This is a genomic window from Frigoribacterium sp. 9N (assembly GCF_902506305.1).
Classification (GTDB): domain Bacteria; phylum Actinomycetota; class Actinomycetes; order Actinomycetales; family Microbacteriaceae; genus Frigoribacterium.
This window is the reverse complement of the sequence record NZ_LR733392.1, coordinates 142,115-155,298: the sequence shown is the minus strand read 5'-3', so window position 1 is coordinate 155,298 and position 13,184 is coordinate 142,115. Positions and strand designations below refer to the sequence as shown.

Annotated in this window: 12 protein-coding genes; 7 read left to right on the top strand and 5 right to left on the bottom strand. The window is 72.4% G+C overall.

Annotated elements, in window-relative coordinates; all coding sequences use genetic code 11:
* Positions 1-39: 39 nt before the first annotated feature.
* The 6 genes from ARTHRO9V_RS03830 to ARTHRO9V_RS03805 all read left to right on the top strand — a co-directional run bounded on the left by ARTHRO9V_RS03830 (position 40) and on the right by ARTHRO9V_RS03805 (position 5,710).
* The gene (locus tag ARTHRO9V_RS03830) at positions 40-351 is read left to right on the top strand and encodes an antibiotic biosynthesis monooxygenase (RefSeq protein WP_056048729.1); all 312 of its coding nucleotides are present in this window, start codon (positions 40-42) and stop codon (positions 349-351) included.
* A gap of 158 nt (positions 352-509) precedes the next feature.
* Positions 510-1,604: a sigma-E factor regulatory protein RseB domain-containing protein gene (locus ARTHRO9V_RS03825; RefSeq protein WP_159825691.1), complete on the top strand. Its 1,095-nt coding sequence runs from the start codon at positions 510-512 to the stop codon at positions 1,602-1,604.
* Positions 1,605-1,614: 10 nt separating this feature from the next.
* Positions 1,615-2,637 carry an ABC transporter ATP-binding protein gene (locus ARTHRO9V_RS03820; RefSeq protein WP_159825689.1) on the top strand — a complete coding sequence of 341 codons (1,023 nt, stop codon included), beginning with the start codon at positions 1,615-1,617 and terminating at the stop codon, positions 2,635-2,637.
* Positions 2,624-3,508 (top strand): ABC transporter permease, encoded by an 885-nt coding sequence (locus ARTHRO9V_RS03815; protein WP_159825687.1) that lies wholly within the window; start codon positions 2,624-2,626, stop codon positions 3,506-3,508. Before ARTHRO9V_RS03820 ends, ARTHRO9V_RS03815 begins: the two co-directional genes overlap by 14 nt.
* Before the next feature lie 44 nt (positions 3,509-3,552).
* Positions 3,553-5,121, top strand: a complete 1,569-nt coding sequence (locus ARTHRO9V_RS03810; protein ID WP_159825685.1) for a hypothetical protein — start codon at positions 3,553-3,555, stop codon at positions 5,119-5,121.
* A 97-nt stretch (positions 5,122-5,218) separates the two neighbouring features.
* Positions 5,219-5,710 (top strand): MarR family winged helix-turn-helix transcriptional regulator, encoded by a 492-nt coding sequence (locus tag ARTHRO9V_RS03805; RefSeq protein ID WP_043596034.1) that lies wholly within the window; start codon positions 5,219-5,221, stop codon positions 5,708-5,710.
* 21 nt (positions 5,711-5,731) lie between these two features.
* On the opposite strand, the gene ARTHRO9V_RS03800 is transcribed toward ARTHRO9V_RS03805, so the two are convergent.
* The 5 genes from ARTHRO9V_RS03800 to ARTHRO9V_RS03780 all read right to left on the bottom strand — a co-directional run bounded on the left by ARTHRO9V_RS03800 (position 5,732) and on the right by ARTHRO9V_RS03780 (position 10,937).
* A complete protein-coding gene (locus ARTHRO9V_RS03800) occupies positions 5,732-6,418 on the bottom strand; it encodes an SDR family NAD(P)-dependent oxidoreductase (RefSeq protein WP_159825683.1) in 687 nt (228 codons plus the stop codon).
* Positions 6,419-6,485: 67 nt separating this feature from the next.
* Entirely contained in the window at positions 6,486-7,499 is a 1,014-nt protein-coding gene (locus ARTHRO9V_RS03795; RefSeq protein WP_159825681.1) for a LacI family DNA-binding transcriptional regulator, read from the bottom strand.
* Between the two features lie 79 nt (positions 7,500-7,578).
* Complete coding sequence (locus tag ARTHRO9V_RS03790) at positions 7,579-8,535, bottom strand: carbohydrate ABC transporter permease (protein WP_159825679.1); 957 nt, start codon at positions 8,533-8,535, stop codon at positions 7,579-7,581.
* 2 nt (positions 8,536-8,537) lie between these two features.
* Positions 8,538-9,548 carry a carbohydrate ABC transporter permease gene (locus ARTHRO9V_RS03785; protein ID WP_123571571.1) on the bottom strand — a complete coding sequence of 337 codons (1,011 nt, stop codon included), beginning with the start codon at positions 9,546-9,548 and terminating at the stop codon, positions 8,538-8,540.
* Positions 9,549-9,629: 81 nt separating this feature from the next.
* Positions 9,630-10,937, bottom strand: coding sequence for an ABC transporter substrate-binding protein (locus ARTHRO9V_RS03780; RefSeq protein WP_159825677.1), 1,308 nt, complete (start codon positions 10,935-10,937; stop codon positions 9,630-9,632).
* A gap of 195 nt (positions 10,938-11,132) precedes the next feature.
* Here ARTHRO9V_RS03780 and ARTHRO9V_RS03775 point away from each other — a divergent pair, with 195 nt between their 5' ends.
* Positions 11,133-13,172: a beta-galactosidase gene (locus tag ARTHRO9V_RS03775; RefSeq protein WP_159825675.1), complete on the top strand. Its 2,040-nt coding sequence runs from the start codon at positions 11,133-11,135 to the stop codon at positions 13,170-13,172.
* Positions 13,173-13,184: the final 12 nt, after the last annotated feature.

Below are 13,184 nucleotides of genomic sequence, written 5' to 3'. Positions count from 1 at the left end.
ACCCCGCTCCCCCTCCCATCCCCACCGAAAGGCACCGTCGTGTCCGTCGTCAAGATCAACGCCATCCACGTTCCCGAGGGCTCCGGCTCCGAGCTCGAGAAACGCTTCGCCGCCCGCAAGCACTCGGTCGATGGCGCGGAGGGGTTCGAGGGGTTCCAGCTGCTGCGTCCCGTCAAGGGCGAGGACCGCTACTTCGTCGTGACGACCTGGCGCAGCGAAGAGGACTTCGCGGCCTGGTCGGCCGACGGCGCCAAGGCCGCCCACGCCCGCCCCGCCGCATCCGGCGACGCCCCGCGCGGGCCGGTCGCGACGGGTGCCGACCTGCTCGAGTTCGAGGTCGTCGAGCTCTGACCGGGACGGTCGCGCCGGGGCGTCCGGCCGGCGTCGGCACGGCTCGTTCGACGTCGAGCGACCGGGGGCGAGGATGACAGCGATCTCCAGGCTTCGCGCGTAGTCTCCTGCCCAATCGCCGACCCGCTCGGGGCCCGGCGTGAGAGGTCGCGATCGTCATGAAGAAGTCCACCCGCTGGGCCACCGCCGCCGCCGTCCCCGTGGCCGTCATCGCTGCGAGCATCGTGGTCCCCGCCGTCTCGGCCACGGCCGACGTCGACCTGCCCGACAAGACGCCGCAGCAGGTGCTGGCCCTCGCCGCCTCGAGCTCGGGCGCGTCCTACTCGGGCACGGTCGAGCAGACCTCCGACCTCGGGCTGCCCGACGTGTCGGCCCAGGCCACGGGCGGCGGATCGTCGTCCGACGCCGCCGGTGCCCTCGAACTGCTGACCGGCAGCCACACGGCCAAGGTCTACGCCGACGGCGCCACGAAGCAGCGAGTCCAGGTGATCGACCAGCTCGCCGAGCGGGACGTCATCCGTGACGGGTCGAGCGTGTGGGCCTACGACTCGAAGACGAAGGAAGCGACGCACGCGACGCTGCCCGACCAGGGGAGCACCCCGACGCCGAGCGCCCTCCCCGACGGCACCGCCGTGCCGCAGACGCCTGCCGAACTGGCCGACCTCGTCCTGTCGTCGGTCGAGCCCACGACGACCGTCACGGCCGACTCCGACGTGAGGGTGGCCGGACGCGACGCGTACCAGGTGGTCCTGACCCCGAAGGACTCCTCGACGCTCGTCGCGAGCGCGACCCTCACCGTCGACGCCGAGACCGGCGTCCCGCTCAAGGTGGTCGTCGCCGCGAAGGGGCAGAGCGATCCGGCGCTGTCGGCCGGCTTCACCTCGGTCGACTTCGGCGCCCCCGCGGCGTCCGTCTTCGCGTTCACTCCCCCGGCGGACGCGACCGTGACCGACGTGACCGTGCCGACCGGCGCCTCCGGACGGTCGCACGGTGACGCGGCGCACGCCGAGAAGACCGTCATCGGCTCCGGCTGGAGCACGATCGTCGGGGTCACCCCGGCTGCCGGGTCGAACGACGGCACCTCGTCGATCGATGCCGACGCCCAGGGCCTGCTCGACCAGCTGACCACGAAGGTCGACGGCGGCCGGGTGCTCGAGACCTCGCTGGTGTCCGTCCTGCTGACCGACGACGGTCGGGTGTTCGCCGGGGCGGTCGACGCCTCGACCCTGCAGGCCGCCGTGGCCGGGCAGTGACCTCCGGCCGGTGAGCCTCGACACCCCCGCCGCCCGGGCGCCCGCCGTCGGCGACGCACCCCGAGGGGCGTTCGCCGTCGAGACGACGGGCCTGACGAAGCAGTTCGGACGCCAGCGCGCCGTCGACGGAGTCGACCTCGCGGTGCCGCACGGCAGCGTCTACGGGTTCCTCGGTCCGAACGGCTCGGGCAAGACCAGCACGATCCGCATGCTTCTGGGGCTCACCTCGGCGTCAAGCGGCGAGATCAGGGTGCTCGGCGGGTCGATGCCCGACGACCTGCGCCGCGTCCTCCCCCGCGTCGGCGCCCTGGTCGAAGGCCCGGCGTTCTACCCGTTCCTGTCGGGCCGGGCGAACCTGCACCGCCTCGACTCGGGCGACCGCTCGGCCCCGGCCTCGACGCGACGCGCCCGGGTCGACGCCGCCCTCGATCGCGTCGGCCTCGGTCACGCGGCGTCGAAGAAGGCCCACGCCTACTCGCTCGGCATGAAGCAGCGCCTCGGCATCGCGAACGCCCTGCTGATGCCGCGGGACCTGCTGGTGCTCGACGAGCCCAGCAACGGCCTCGACCCGCAGGGCACGCGCGAGGTCCGCACCCTCATCCGTTCCCTGGCCGACGAGGGCACGACCGTCTTCGTCTCGAGCCACCTGCTCAGCGAGGTCGAGCAGATGTGCACGCACATCGGCGTGATGAGCGCCGGGCGGCTGCTGACCCAGGGCACGCTCGACGACCTGCGCGCGCTCGGCACGCACCGGGTCCGCCTGCTCACGCCCGATCCGGACGCCGCCCGCGACGTGCTCGTCCGCCTGGGGCTCTCCCCGGAGGCACGGGCACGGCCCGACGCGACGCCCGCGACCGCGGGTGGCGCGGTCGGCGTCGAGGCCGAGCTCGCGGTCGACGGGCTCTCGCCCGAGTCGATCGTCGCGGCCCTCGTCGCCGCGGACGTGCGCGTGCGCGGGTTCGAGGTGGCCGGTGCCAGCCTCGAGGACCGGTTCGTCGACCTGACCGGGGAGGGCTTCGATGTCGCCGGCTGAGTCCGCGGGCGCGCGTCCCGACGCCGCCCCCACCGTCGACCGCTCCCGGAGCGCGCTGGGCCTCGGCCTGCTGGGCAGCGAGCTGGCGGTGCTCTTCCGCCGCGTCCGCACGATCGCGCTGCTCGCCGCGCTGGCCCTCATCCCGGTGCTGCTCGCGGTCGCCGTGCGCGTCACGTCCTCCGACGGCGGCGGCGGTCGCGGGCCCGCCTTCCTCGGCGACATCACCCAGAACGGCCTCTTCGTCTCGCTCACCGCCCTCACGGTGGCGATCCCGCTCTTCCTCCCGCTGACCGTCGGCGTCGTCGCCGGTGACACGATCGCGGGCGAGGCGAGCCTCGGCACCCTGCGGTACCTGCTGGTGACGCCGGTGGGCCGGGTGCGCCTCTTGCTCGTCAAGTTCGCGGCGGCCGCGGCGTTCTGCCTCGCCGCCACGCTCGTGGTGGTCGTGTTCGGGGCGATCGCCGGGGCCGCGCTGTTCCCGGTCGGGCCGGTCACCCTGCTCTCCGGGCAGACGATCGGCCTGGGCGAGTACGCCCTGAGGCTGCTGCTGATGGCGCTCTACGTCACGATGTCGTTGCTCGGCCTGAGCGCCATCGGCCTGTTCGCCTCGACGCTGACGAGCGTGCCCGTCGGGGCCATGGCGGCCACGATCGTGCTCTCGACCGTCGCCCAGATCGTCGATGCGCTGCCGCAACTGGACGTCCTGGACCCCTGGCTGTTCACGCACCACTGGCTGGGATTCGCCGACCTCATGCGCGACCCGGTCTCGTGGGACTCGTTCGGCGCCAACGCCCTGCTGCAGGCCGGCTACGTCGTGGTCTTCGGCGCCCTGGCACTCGGCCGGTTCACCACGAAGGACGTCCTGAGCTGAGCCGTCGGCGCGCCCGTGTCGGCGGTCGCGGTTACCGTGGATCGGTGCTTTCCCGTACCCGCCGATCTCGCGTCCCCTCCCGCCCGTCCCGCCTGACCGTGGCGGCGTCGCTCGCCACCGTGGCCCTGCTCGCCGCGACCGGCTGCACGTCGACCTCGACCGACGACGCCGACGGGCGCACGGCCCTCGTCACCCACCAGCAGGAGGCGCGGGTCACGGTGGTCGGCGGCGCCACCGCCCCCGAGAGGGCCGTCGAGGCCAGCCGGGCGCTGTTCGCCTCCAGTCCGGTCGCGGTCGTCGCAGCGGACGGGGACGCGGCGGGCCAGGCGGAGGCGGCCGACGAGGCGGAGCGACTGGGCGTGCCCCTGCTGCTCGCCCCGGCGGGGGCGCCGACGGCGTCGCCGTCCGCCGGCCCGTCGAGCGACAGCCCCACGACCGGGCCGTCCGTCCTGGCGGCCGAGCTCGACCGGCTCGGCGTCGAGACCGTGCTGGCGGTCGGCGACGTGGGCGCGATCGACGGGGCGGGCGTCGAGATCGCGACCCGCGCCTCCTCGGTCGACGTGCCCGACCCGGCGACGCCCCTGGACGACGTCCTCGCCGTCGTGGCCGGAGCCGAGGACGTCGCGGCCACGGCCACCGCCCGGGCCGCCGGGGCCGAGGTCCAGGCCCTGCCCGAGGGGGTCGTCGACCTTCAGGCCTCCGGTGAGGCGATCGACGCGCTGCACGCCTCGACGACGACCGACACCGTCCTGATCGGCTCGTCCTTCTCGACCGTGCGCGACGCCGCGTGGTCGGTCGCGGCGGCCCGATCCGGGGCACAGCTGCCCGGCGGCGGCCAACGGTTCTTCCCGGACCGGCGGTTCGTGGCGCTCTACGGCGCGCCCGGCACCGGGGCGCTCGGCGTCCTCGGCGAGCAGGACGTCGCCGCGACCGTGCAACGTGCCGCCGACGTCGCGGCGAGCTACGACGCGGCGAGCGACCGCCCCGTGGTGCCGATGCTCGAGGTCATCGCGACGGCCGCCGCCGGTGCCGCCGGGGACGACGGCGACTACTCGAACGAGCTGTCGGTCGAGAGCATCGAGCCCTACGTGGACGCGGCCGCCGCCGCGGGGCAGTACGTGGTGATCGACCTGCAGCCGGGTCGGGCGGACTTCCTCAGCCAGGCGAAGCGCTACGAGTCGCTGCTCTCGCGGCCGAACGTCGGCTTGGCCCTCGACCCCGAATGGCGCCTCGAGGCCGACCAGGTGCCGTTGCGCCAGATCGGAGGGGTCGAGGCGGGCGAGGTGAACGCCGTGTCGACCTGGCTGGCCGACCTCGTGGCCTCGAAGGGTCTGCCGCCGAAAATGCTCGTGCTGCACCAGTTCCGACTCGACATGCTGCGCGACCGGGCGTCGATCGACACGTCGCGGCCCGAGCTGGCCACGCTCATCCACGCCGACGGTCAGGGCTCGCAGCCCGACAAGCAGGCCACCTGGCGCGCGCTGCACGACGGCGCTCCGGCCGGGGTCGCCTGGGGCTGGAAGAACTTCTACGACGAGGACGTGCCCGTGCTGAGCCCCGAGCAGACGATGGCCGACGTGTCGCCGACGCCCGACCTGGTGACGTACCAGTAGCACGCCACCCGGGTCGCCCCGGCGACCCGTGCGGACGATTCACCGGCAGGTGGACGAAGATGAGGAGTCCGAAACCGACCGATGGGAACGCAGCACCGTGGCCACGAACGACGAAGTCGACCTGATCATCGACGCCTGGGCCCGCGAGCGCCCCGACATCGACTTCGCACCCCTCGACGTCTTCTCGCGCCTCCGCCGCCTGTCGCGGCGCCTCGACCGCATCCGCAGCGAGGCGTTCGCCCATGCGGGCCTCGAGATCTGGGAGTTCGACGTGCTCTCGGCCCTCCGTCGGGCCGGCGACCCCTTCCAGCTGAGCCCGAAGCACCTGGTCACGGCGACCATGGTCACGAGCGGCACCATGACGAACCGACTCGACCGTCTGGTCGAGCGCGGCCTCGTCGAACGCCACGGCGACCCGAGCGACGGCCGCGGTGTGCTGGTGCGCGTGACCGAGGACGGCATCGCGCGGGTCGACGCCGCCATGCTGAGCCTGGTCGACGCCGAGAGCGCACGGCTGCACTCGCTGTCACCCGCCCAGCAGGCCCAACTCGCCGACCTGCTGCGGCTCGTCGGCGACGAGTTCAGCTAGCAGCGTCGGGCCGGTCGGGAGTCAGCTCGAGAACGCCGAGCTCGGCAGGTCCTTCTCGCCGTCGACGATCGCCCGCACGATCCGCTCGGCCACCGCGTCGGGGTCGAGGGCCGCACCGAACGCCGGCGCCTTCCCGGCGACCGCCCGCGTGGCGAGGCCGGTGTCGGTGTGCCCCGGGCGCGCGTCGAGCACGCGGATGCCGTCTCGCCGGTACTCGCGTCCGGCGGCCGACGCGAAGGACGCCAGGGCCGCCTTGGACGCCGAGTACGCGGCCATCCCCACGGTCGCGGCCTCGGACACGACGCCGCTGATCGTCACGACGAAGGGTTCGCGACCGGCCGCCGCGGACTCCGCGAGGGCGGCGTGCGCGGCACGCACCAGACGGATGGGCCCGAGAGCGTTCGTCTCGACGAGTTCGTCGAGCGTGTCGTCGTCGAGGTCCTTCGCCGCTCCGAACGCGACGACGCCCGCGGCGACCACGACGCCGTCGAGGCGTCCGTGCTCGTCGAGCGCCGACCGGACCAGCGCCGCGCCTCCCGACCGGTCACGCAGGTCGGCGAGGTAGGCGCCGGGGCCCGAGAGCGACTCGGGTCGTCGGGCCGCGCGGACGACGACGGCCCCCTCGTCTTCGAGCATCGCCGCGAGACGCTGCCCCAGTCCGCCGGACGCACCGGCCACGAGCACCACGGCTCCGTCGAGATCGGTCATGCCGCCGACCCTACGCGCGCGTCCCGGGGGGACGCCGGGGCGAGGACCGCAGGAGGCGCGGGTCGCGTCACGCGGACGCGCGCACCACCAGCTCGGTCGGCAACGTCATGGCGGCCGGCTTCTCGCCGTCGATGACCTGCAGGAGCAGGCGCACCATCTCGCTGCTGATGCGGTCGAACGGTTGACGCATGGTCGTGAGGGCCGGCGACGTCGCGGTCGCGACGCTCGAGTCGTCGAAGCCCGCGACCGCGACGTCGTCGGGCACGAGCCGCCCCGCGGCCGTCAGGGCGTCGATCGCCCCGGCGGCCATGCGGTCGTTGGCGGCGAAGACGGCGTCGAGGTCCGGCCGTTCGGCGAGCAGGGACTCCATCGCGACGCGGCCGCTCTCACGCCCGTAGTCGCCGTGGCGCACGAGCGCGTCGTCGGCGTCGTCGCCCAGCTCGGCCCGGTACCCCTCGAGGCGGGTGATGCCGCCGGGGGTGTCGGCGGGGCCGGCGATCGTGGCGATGTGCCTGCGCCCCAGGCCGCGGAGGTACGCGACCATCTCGCGCGCGCCCTCGCGGTCGTCGGCGGCCACCCACCCCATCTTCTTCTCGTGGCCGATCGGGATGCCGCAGGCGATCGCGGGGACCCCCGACTCGACCACGTCGGCGAGCAGCCTGCCGCCGCTGTGCGCCGAGACGAGCAGGACGCCGTCGACGTGCCCGGCCCCGATGTAGGCCAACGCCCGCTGCTGTTCGGCAGGCGACCCGGCCATGATCAGCACGAGCGAGACGTCGCGCTCGGCGAGCGCCGAGGCCGCCCCCCTCAGCAGGATGGAGAAGTTCGGGTCCTCGAAGAGCTGTTCGTGGTCCTCGGTGAGCAGGAAGGCGACCGAGCCGGTGCGGTTCGTCGCGAGGCTGCGCGCGTGCGGGTTGACGCGGTACCCGGTGGCCTTGATGGCGGCGTCGACCGCGGTCTTGGCCTCGGGACTGACCCACCGGCCGCCGTTCAGGGCCCGCGACACCGTGCCCCGCGAGACGCCGGCGGCGGTCGCGACGTCGTCGATGGTCGGTCGGCCGCGGCCGGTCGTGCTGCTCACGCGGCCAGCATAGGGTGCGGCGACCGCCGGGCCGGCGGCGCGCTCCGCCCCGCCGGCACGACCGGTCGTCGAGGCCGCACTACTTGACCGCGCCGGCCGCGAGGTCGACCTTCCAGAAGCGCTGCAGCACGAGGAAGATCGCGATCAGCGGGATGACCGAGAGCAGGGCACCCGTGATGACGAGCGTGTACAACGCCGGCGCCGAGGCCCCCTGGTTGAGCAGCCCGTTGAGTCCCACCGTGAGCGGGAACAGCGAGTCGTCGCCGAGCATGATGTACGGCAGCATGAAGTTGTTCCAGATGGCGACGAACTGGAACAGGAAGATCGTCACGAGCCCGGGCAGCAGCATCGGCACGGCGATCCTCGAGAAGATGCCCATCTCGCGGGCCCCCTCGGTGCGCGCGGCCTCGATCACGTCGGTGGGCACGGCGGCCGCGGCGTAGATGCGGGCGAGGTAGATGCCGTAGGGGCTGATGATCTGCGGCAGCAGCACGCCCCAGAAGGTGTTGGTCAGGCCGACGTTCGCGAGCAGGAAGTACTGCGGGATCGCCAGGATGACGCCGGGCACGAGCACGCCCATCAGCAGCACGTTGAAGACGACCTTCTTGCCCGGGAACTCGAACTTCGCGAGCACGTAGCCCGAGAGCGCCGAGACGAAGGTCGAGGCGATCGCGCCGAGGCCGGCGTAGAGGGCCGTGTTGAGCATCCATCGCCAGAACAGCCCGTCGCGGTACTGCGTCAGGGCGACGACGTTGTCGAGCAGGTGACCGCTCGGCGCCAGGGTGAAGGTCGAGAAGAGCTCGCCGCCGTCCTTGGTCGAGGCCATGACGACCCAGAGCACCGGGAACAGGCAGTAGACGGCGCCGATCAGCAGCAGCACCGTCGAGACGACGCTCGGCCGTTCGGCGTGCAGGCGCGGTGCGGACGGGTCGCGCGGCACCCTGCCCGAGGGACGGCGGTTCGTCGAGGAGGCGCGGGTCGGGTCGGGCACCGGGGCCGTGGCGTCTCGGGAGCCGTCGAGGTCGATGGTGGTCATGGTCAGTCCTCCTGGCCGAATGCGCGCTTCTGGACGACCCGGAGGAAGAAGAAGCTGACGATGAAGGTGGCGAGCGCGATGACGACCGAGGTCGCCGCCGCCGAGTAGATGTCGTCGCGGGTGAAGGCGTCGCGGTAGACGAGCATGAGCGGCGACCAGCTGGTCGACAGGCTGTTCGTGAGCGGACGGAGGGTGGTCGGCTCGGCGAACACCTGCAGGGTGGCCACCATCGAGAACAGCGCGGTCATGACGAGCGCCGGCGCGACCATGGGGATCTTGATGCGCAGGGCGATCTGCACCTCGCTGGCACCGTCGAGGCGGGCGGCCTCGTAGACGTCGGTCGGCACGGCCTTGAGCGAGGTGTAGATGACGATCATGTTGAAGCCGACACCGCCCCAGAGGGCGATGTTGGCGATCGCGAACAGCACGGTTCCCGAGCCGAGCACCCCGTCGACGTCCCAGCCGAGCCGGTCGAACACGTAGTAGAAGGGGCTCACGGCCGGGAGGTAGAGGAAGCCCCAGAGCAGCGAGCTGATCACGGCGGGCACCGCGTAGGGCAGGAAGATGGAGACCCGCGAGAAGGCGGTGGCCCGCGTGCGCTTCGAGTCGAGCAGCAGGGCGAAGAGCAACGCGAGGCCGAGCATGCACGGGATCAGCACGACGCCGTAGAGCAGGACGCGACCCACGCTGGAGGCGAACTCGGGGTCGGTGAGAGAACCGACGTAGTTCTCGAACCCGGCGAACACCTGGCTCTCGCCGCCCGAGCCGAGCCCCAGGCCGACGACCTGTTTCTTCTGGAAGCTGAGGAACAGCGTGTAGACGATCGGCGCCGCCATGAACAGCACGAACAGCACGATGCCGGGGGCCAGCATGGCGTAGGGGGTCAGCACCCGCGTGCGGAAGCTGCCGTTGCCCTTGCGGGTCGCCGGGCGGGGTGCCTCGCGGCCGGCCGACGACGGCGGAGGGCCGGCCCCGTCGGTTCGCGGGCTGAGGGGGGTGAGGGTGTCGGCCATGCCGTGTCCTTGGGTCGAGACGGGTGTGACGGAGGGGTGACGGGGCGGGCGGGGCGACCCCGGCCGCCCCGCCCGATGTCGCTACTTGACCGAGAAGCCGCTCTTGGTCAGGTCGTCGACGGTGATCTTCTGCATGGCCGTGACCGCGTCCTCGAAGGCCGCCTGCGTCTTGGCGTCGGCCGCCTTGGCGAACTCGTCGTTGTAGGCGCTGAAGGCCACGTTGACGTTCGGGCCGTAGGTGAACGGCTGCACCGACTCGGACGCCTCGGCGGCGATGTCGTAGAAGTCGTCCTGCTGGCTGAAGAACTCGGGGCTGGTGGTCAGCGCGTCCGACGCCGCGTCGGTGGCCGCCGGGTAGACGCCGGCGATGTCGGCGAGCGCCGCCACGGCCGTGGGGTCGGTGTTGAGCCACGTCGCGAACTCGACCGCCGCCTCCTTGTGCTCGGACTGGGTCGTCACGGCCGTGGTCGAGCCGCCCCAGTTGCCGTCCGCCGGCTTCGAGGCGTCCCACTGCGGCATCGGGGCCGCGGTCCACTTGCCGGCGGTGTCGGGGGCGTTGCCGCCCAGCACGCCCGGCGCCCAGACCGAGCTGATCCAGCCGACCTGGCTGCCGTCGTTCAGACCGGCGTTCCACTCGGGGGTGTACATCGGCTTGTTGTCGATCGCTCCGCTCTCGACGAGCCCGCCCCAGTACGAGGCGACCTTCTCCGTCGGGCCGCCCTCGATGTCGACGCCCCAGCTGTCGCCGTCGATCGACCACCACGAGGCCCCGGCCTGCTGCGTGAGGCCGGCGAACCAGCCGGCGTCGTTGGCCGAGAAGGTGCCGAGGTACTTCGTCGGGTCCGCGGCGTGGAGCTTGGTGGCGACGTCGGCGTACTCGTCCCACGTGGTCGGGACGCTCAGGCCGTACTGGTCGAGGACGTCGGTGCGGTAGTACGCCATCATCGGGCCGGAGTCCTGCGGGATGGCGTAGACGCCGTCACCGCCGAGGGTCACCGACGACCAGGTGCCCTCCGAGAAGTCGCCTTCGAGGTCGGCGGCACCCTGGTCGGAGATGTCGGCGAGCGCGTCCGAGGACACGAGCGTCGGGATCTTCTGGTACTCGGCCTGGATCAGGTCCGGTGCGCCGCTCCCGGCCTTGATGGCGGTGAGCAGCTTGGTGATGGCCGGGTCTCCGCCGTCCTGTTTGTTGACGGTGACCTGGATGTCGGGGTTGTCCTGGTTCCAGAGGTCGACGACCTTGTCGAGGTTCGGGGCCCAGGCCCAGTAGCTGAGCTCGACGGGACCGTCATCGGCCGCGCCTCCCCCGGCGCCGGAGCACCCGGCGGTGAGCAGTAGGGCGGCGGTCGCGACCGTGGCGACACCGAGACGGCGGAATGAGCTGCGCATTCGTCCTCCTTGAGGAAAGCAAGAGCTGTGGTGGGGGCGGGACAGCGCGTGCTTCGGAGAACCACGTCGCTGTGCCTGTGAGCGGTTACAGTAACGCACAGCGGTTTTCGCTTGTCAACACCGTTAGGGGCCCTTTCGCCGCTCGATACCGGTGTGTTACAACTGGGAGCGCACACAGTCAAAGGAGATCAACGCATGTCACTCGAGCTCGACGCCCGACCCACGCCCCAGGCCACCACGACCTGGCTGCCCGGCCGAGCCGACCTGCGCTACGGCGGCGACTACAACCCCGAACAGTGGCCGCGCGAGGTCTGGCTCGAGGACATCGCCCTGATGAAGCAGGCGGGCGTCAACCTGGTCAGCGTCGGCATCTTCTCGTGGGCCCTGCTCGAACCCCGCGAGGGCGAGTACGACTTCGGTTTCCTCGACGACATCCTGGGCCTGCTGCACGACGCCGACATCGACGTCGACCTGGCCACCCCGACGACCGTCCCGCCGGCCTGGTTCTGGAAGGCCTACCCCGATTCCCACCCGGTCACGCGGGACGGCGTCACCCTGGGCCGCGGCTCCCGCGGCATGGTCAGCCCGAGCAGCCCCGACTACCGCCGGGCGGCCCTCGCGATCACCGAGCGACTGGCCGAGCGCTACGCGAACCACCCCGCGGTCGTGCTCTGGCACGTCCACAACGAGTACGGCGCCCCGATCAGCGAGGACTACGGCCCCCACTCGGTGCTCGCCTTCCGCACCTGGCTCGAGGAGAAGTACGTCACCCTCGACGCGCTCAACGAGGCCTGGGGCACCCGCTTCTGGGGCCAGACCTACGGCGAGTGGGACGAGATCGACGCCCCGCGCACCTCGGCCACGGTCGTGAACCAGACCTCGCGCCTCGACTTCGCCCGCTTCACCTCCGACGCCCTGCTGGCCTGCTTCACCGCCGAACGCGACGCGATCAAACGACACGCGCCGCACCTCCCGGTCACCACGAACTTCATGGCCACCAACTGCCCCTCCATCGACTACTGGAGGTGGGCCCGCGAGGTCGACGTCATCGCGAACGACCACTACCTCGTGGCCGAGCGCCGCGACAACCACGTGCTGCTCGCCATGGACGCCGACCTCACCCGGTCGCTGGCCGGCGGTGCCCCGTGGATGCTGATGGAGCACTCGACCTCGGCCGTCAACTGGCAACCGCGCAACATCGCCAAGCGCCCCGGCGAGCTCGCCCGGAACGCCGCGAGCCACCTGGCCCGGGGCGCCGACGCGATCCTGTTCTTCCAGTTCCGGGCGTCGCGGTACGGCGCCGAGAAGTTCCACTCCGCGATGCTGCCGCACGCCGGCACCTCGACCCGCACCTGGCGCGAGGTCGTCGACTTCGGCGCCGACCTGGGTCGGCTCTCGGCCGTCCGCGGCAGCCGGGTGGAGGCGCGGGTCGCGATCCTCTGGGACATCGAGTCCTTCTGGGCCCACGACCTCGAATGGCGGCCGTCGGTCGAACTCCAGCACCGCGAGCGCGTCGTCGCCTGGTACTCCGCCCTGTGGCACCTCGGCGTGACGGTGGACTTCCGCCACCCGCACGACGACCTCTCGGGCTACGACCTCGTGCTCGCCCCCTCGCTGTACCTGGCCGACCGGCGGACGACCGACGGCCTCGGCGCGTTCGTCCGCGAGGGCGGCACCTTCGTCGCGTCGTACTTCTCGGGCGTCGTCGACGAGAACGACACCGTCCACGCCGGTGGTGCACCCGGCGCCCTGCGCGAGGTGCTCGGCCTCTCGGTGCCCGAGTTCCTGCCCCTGTACGCCGACCAGGTCGTCACCCTCGACGACGGCACGACGGGCACGGGCTGGTCCGACGACATCGTGCTCGAGGGCGCCGTGGCGGTCGCGAGCTACGTCGACGGCCCGGCGGCGGGAGGTCCGGCGGTCACCCGCCACGCCCACGGCGAGGGCTCGGCCTGGTACGTCTCGACGCGCACGACCGGGGCCGACCTCGAGGGTCTCGTCCGGTCGGTGCTCGACGACGCCGGGGTGCCGCTGCCGGTGGACCACCCCGAGGGGCTCGAGGTCGTCGTGCGCCACGGGGACGACGTCGACTTCACCTTCCTGGTCAACCACGCCGAGACCGCGATCGACGTCGTGGTCGGTCAGGGCACAGAGCTGATCACCGGCGACGCCGTCGACGGCCGCGTGGGCGTCCCCGCCGGTGCGGTCCGCGTCGTGAGCCGCCCGCGCGGCTGAGCCGCGAGGCGA

Coding starts and splice junctions, on each gene's coding strand:
- ARTHRO9V_RS03825 (WP_159825691.1), top strand. CDS start 510: ATGAAGAAGTCCACCCGCTGGGCCACCGCCGCCGCCGTCCCCGTGGCC.
- ARTHRO9V_RS03815 (WP_159825687.1), top strand. CDS start 2,624: ATGTCGCCGGCTGAGTCCGCGGGCGCGCGTCCCGACGCCGCCCCCACC.
- ARTHRO9V_RS03800 (WP_159825683.1), bottom strand. CDS start 6,418: ATGACCGATCTCGACGGAGCCGTGGTGCTCGTGGCCGGTGCGTCCGGC.
- ARTHRO9V_RS03790 (WP_159825679.1), bottom strand. CDS start 8,535: ATGACCACCATCGACCTCGACGGCTCCCGAGACGCCACGGCCCCGGTG.
- ARTHRO9V_RS03785 (WP_123571571.1), bottom strand. CDS start 9,548: ATGGCCGACACCCTCACCCCCCTCAGCCCGCGAACCGACGGGGCCGGC.
- ARTHRO9V_RS03780 (WP_159825677.1), bottom strand. CDS start 10,937: ATGCGCAGCTCATTCCGCCGTCTCGGTGTCGCCACGGTCGCGACCGCC.
- ARTHRO9V_RS03775 (WP_159825675.1), top strand. CDS start 11,133: ATGTCACTCGAGCTCGACGCCCGACCCACGCCCCAGGCCACCACGACC.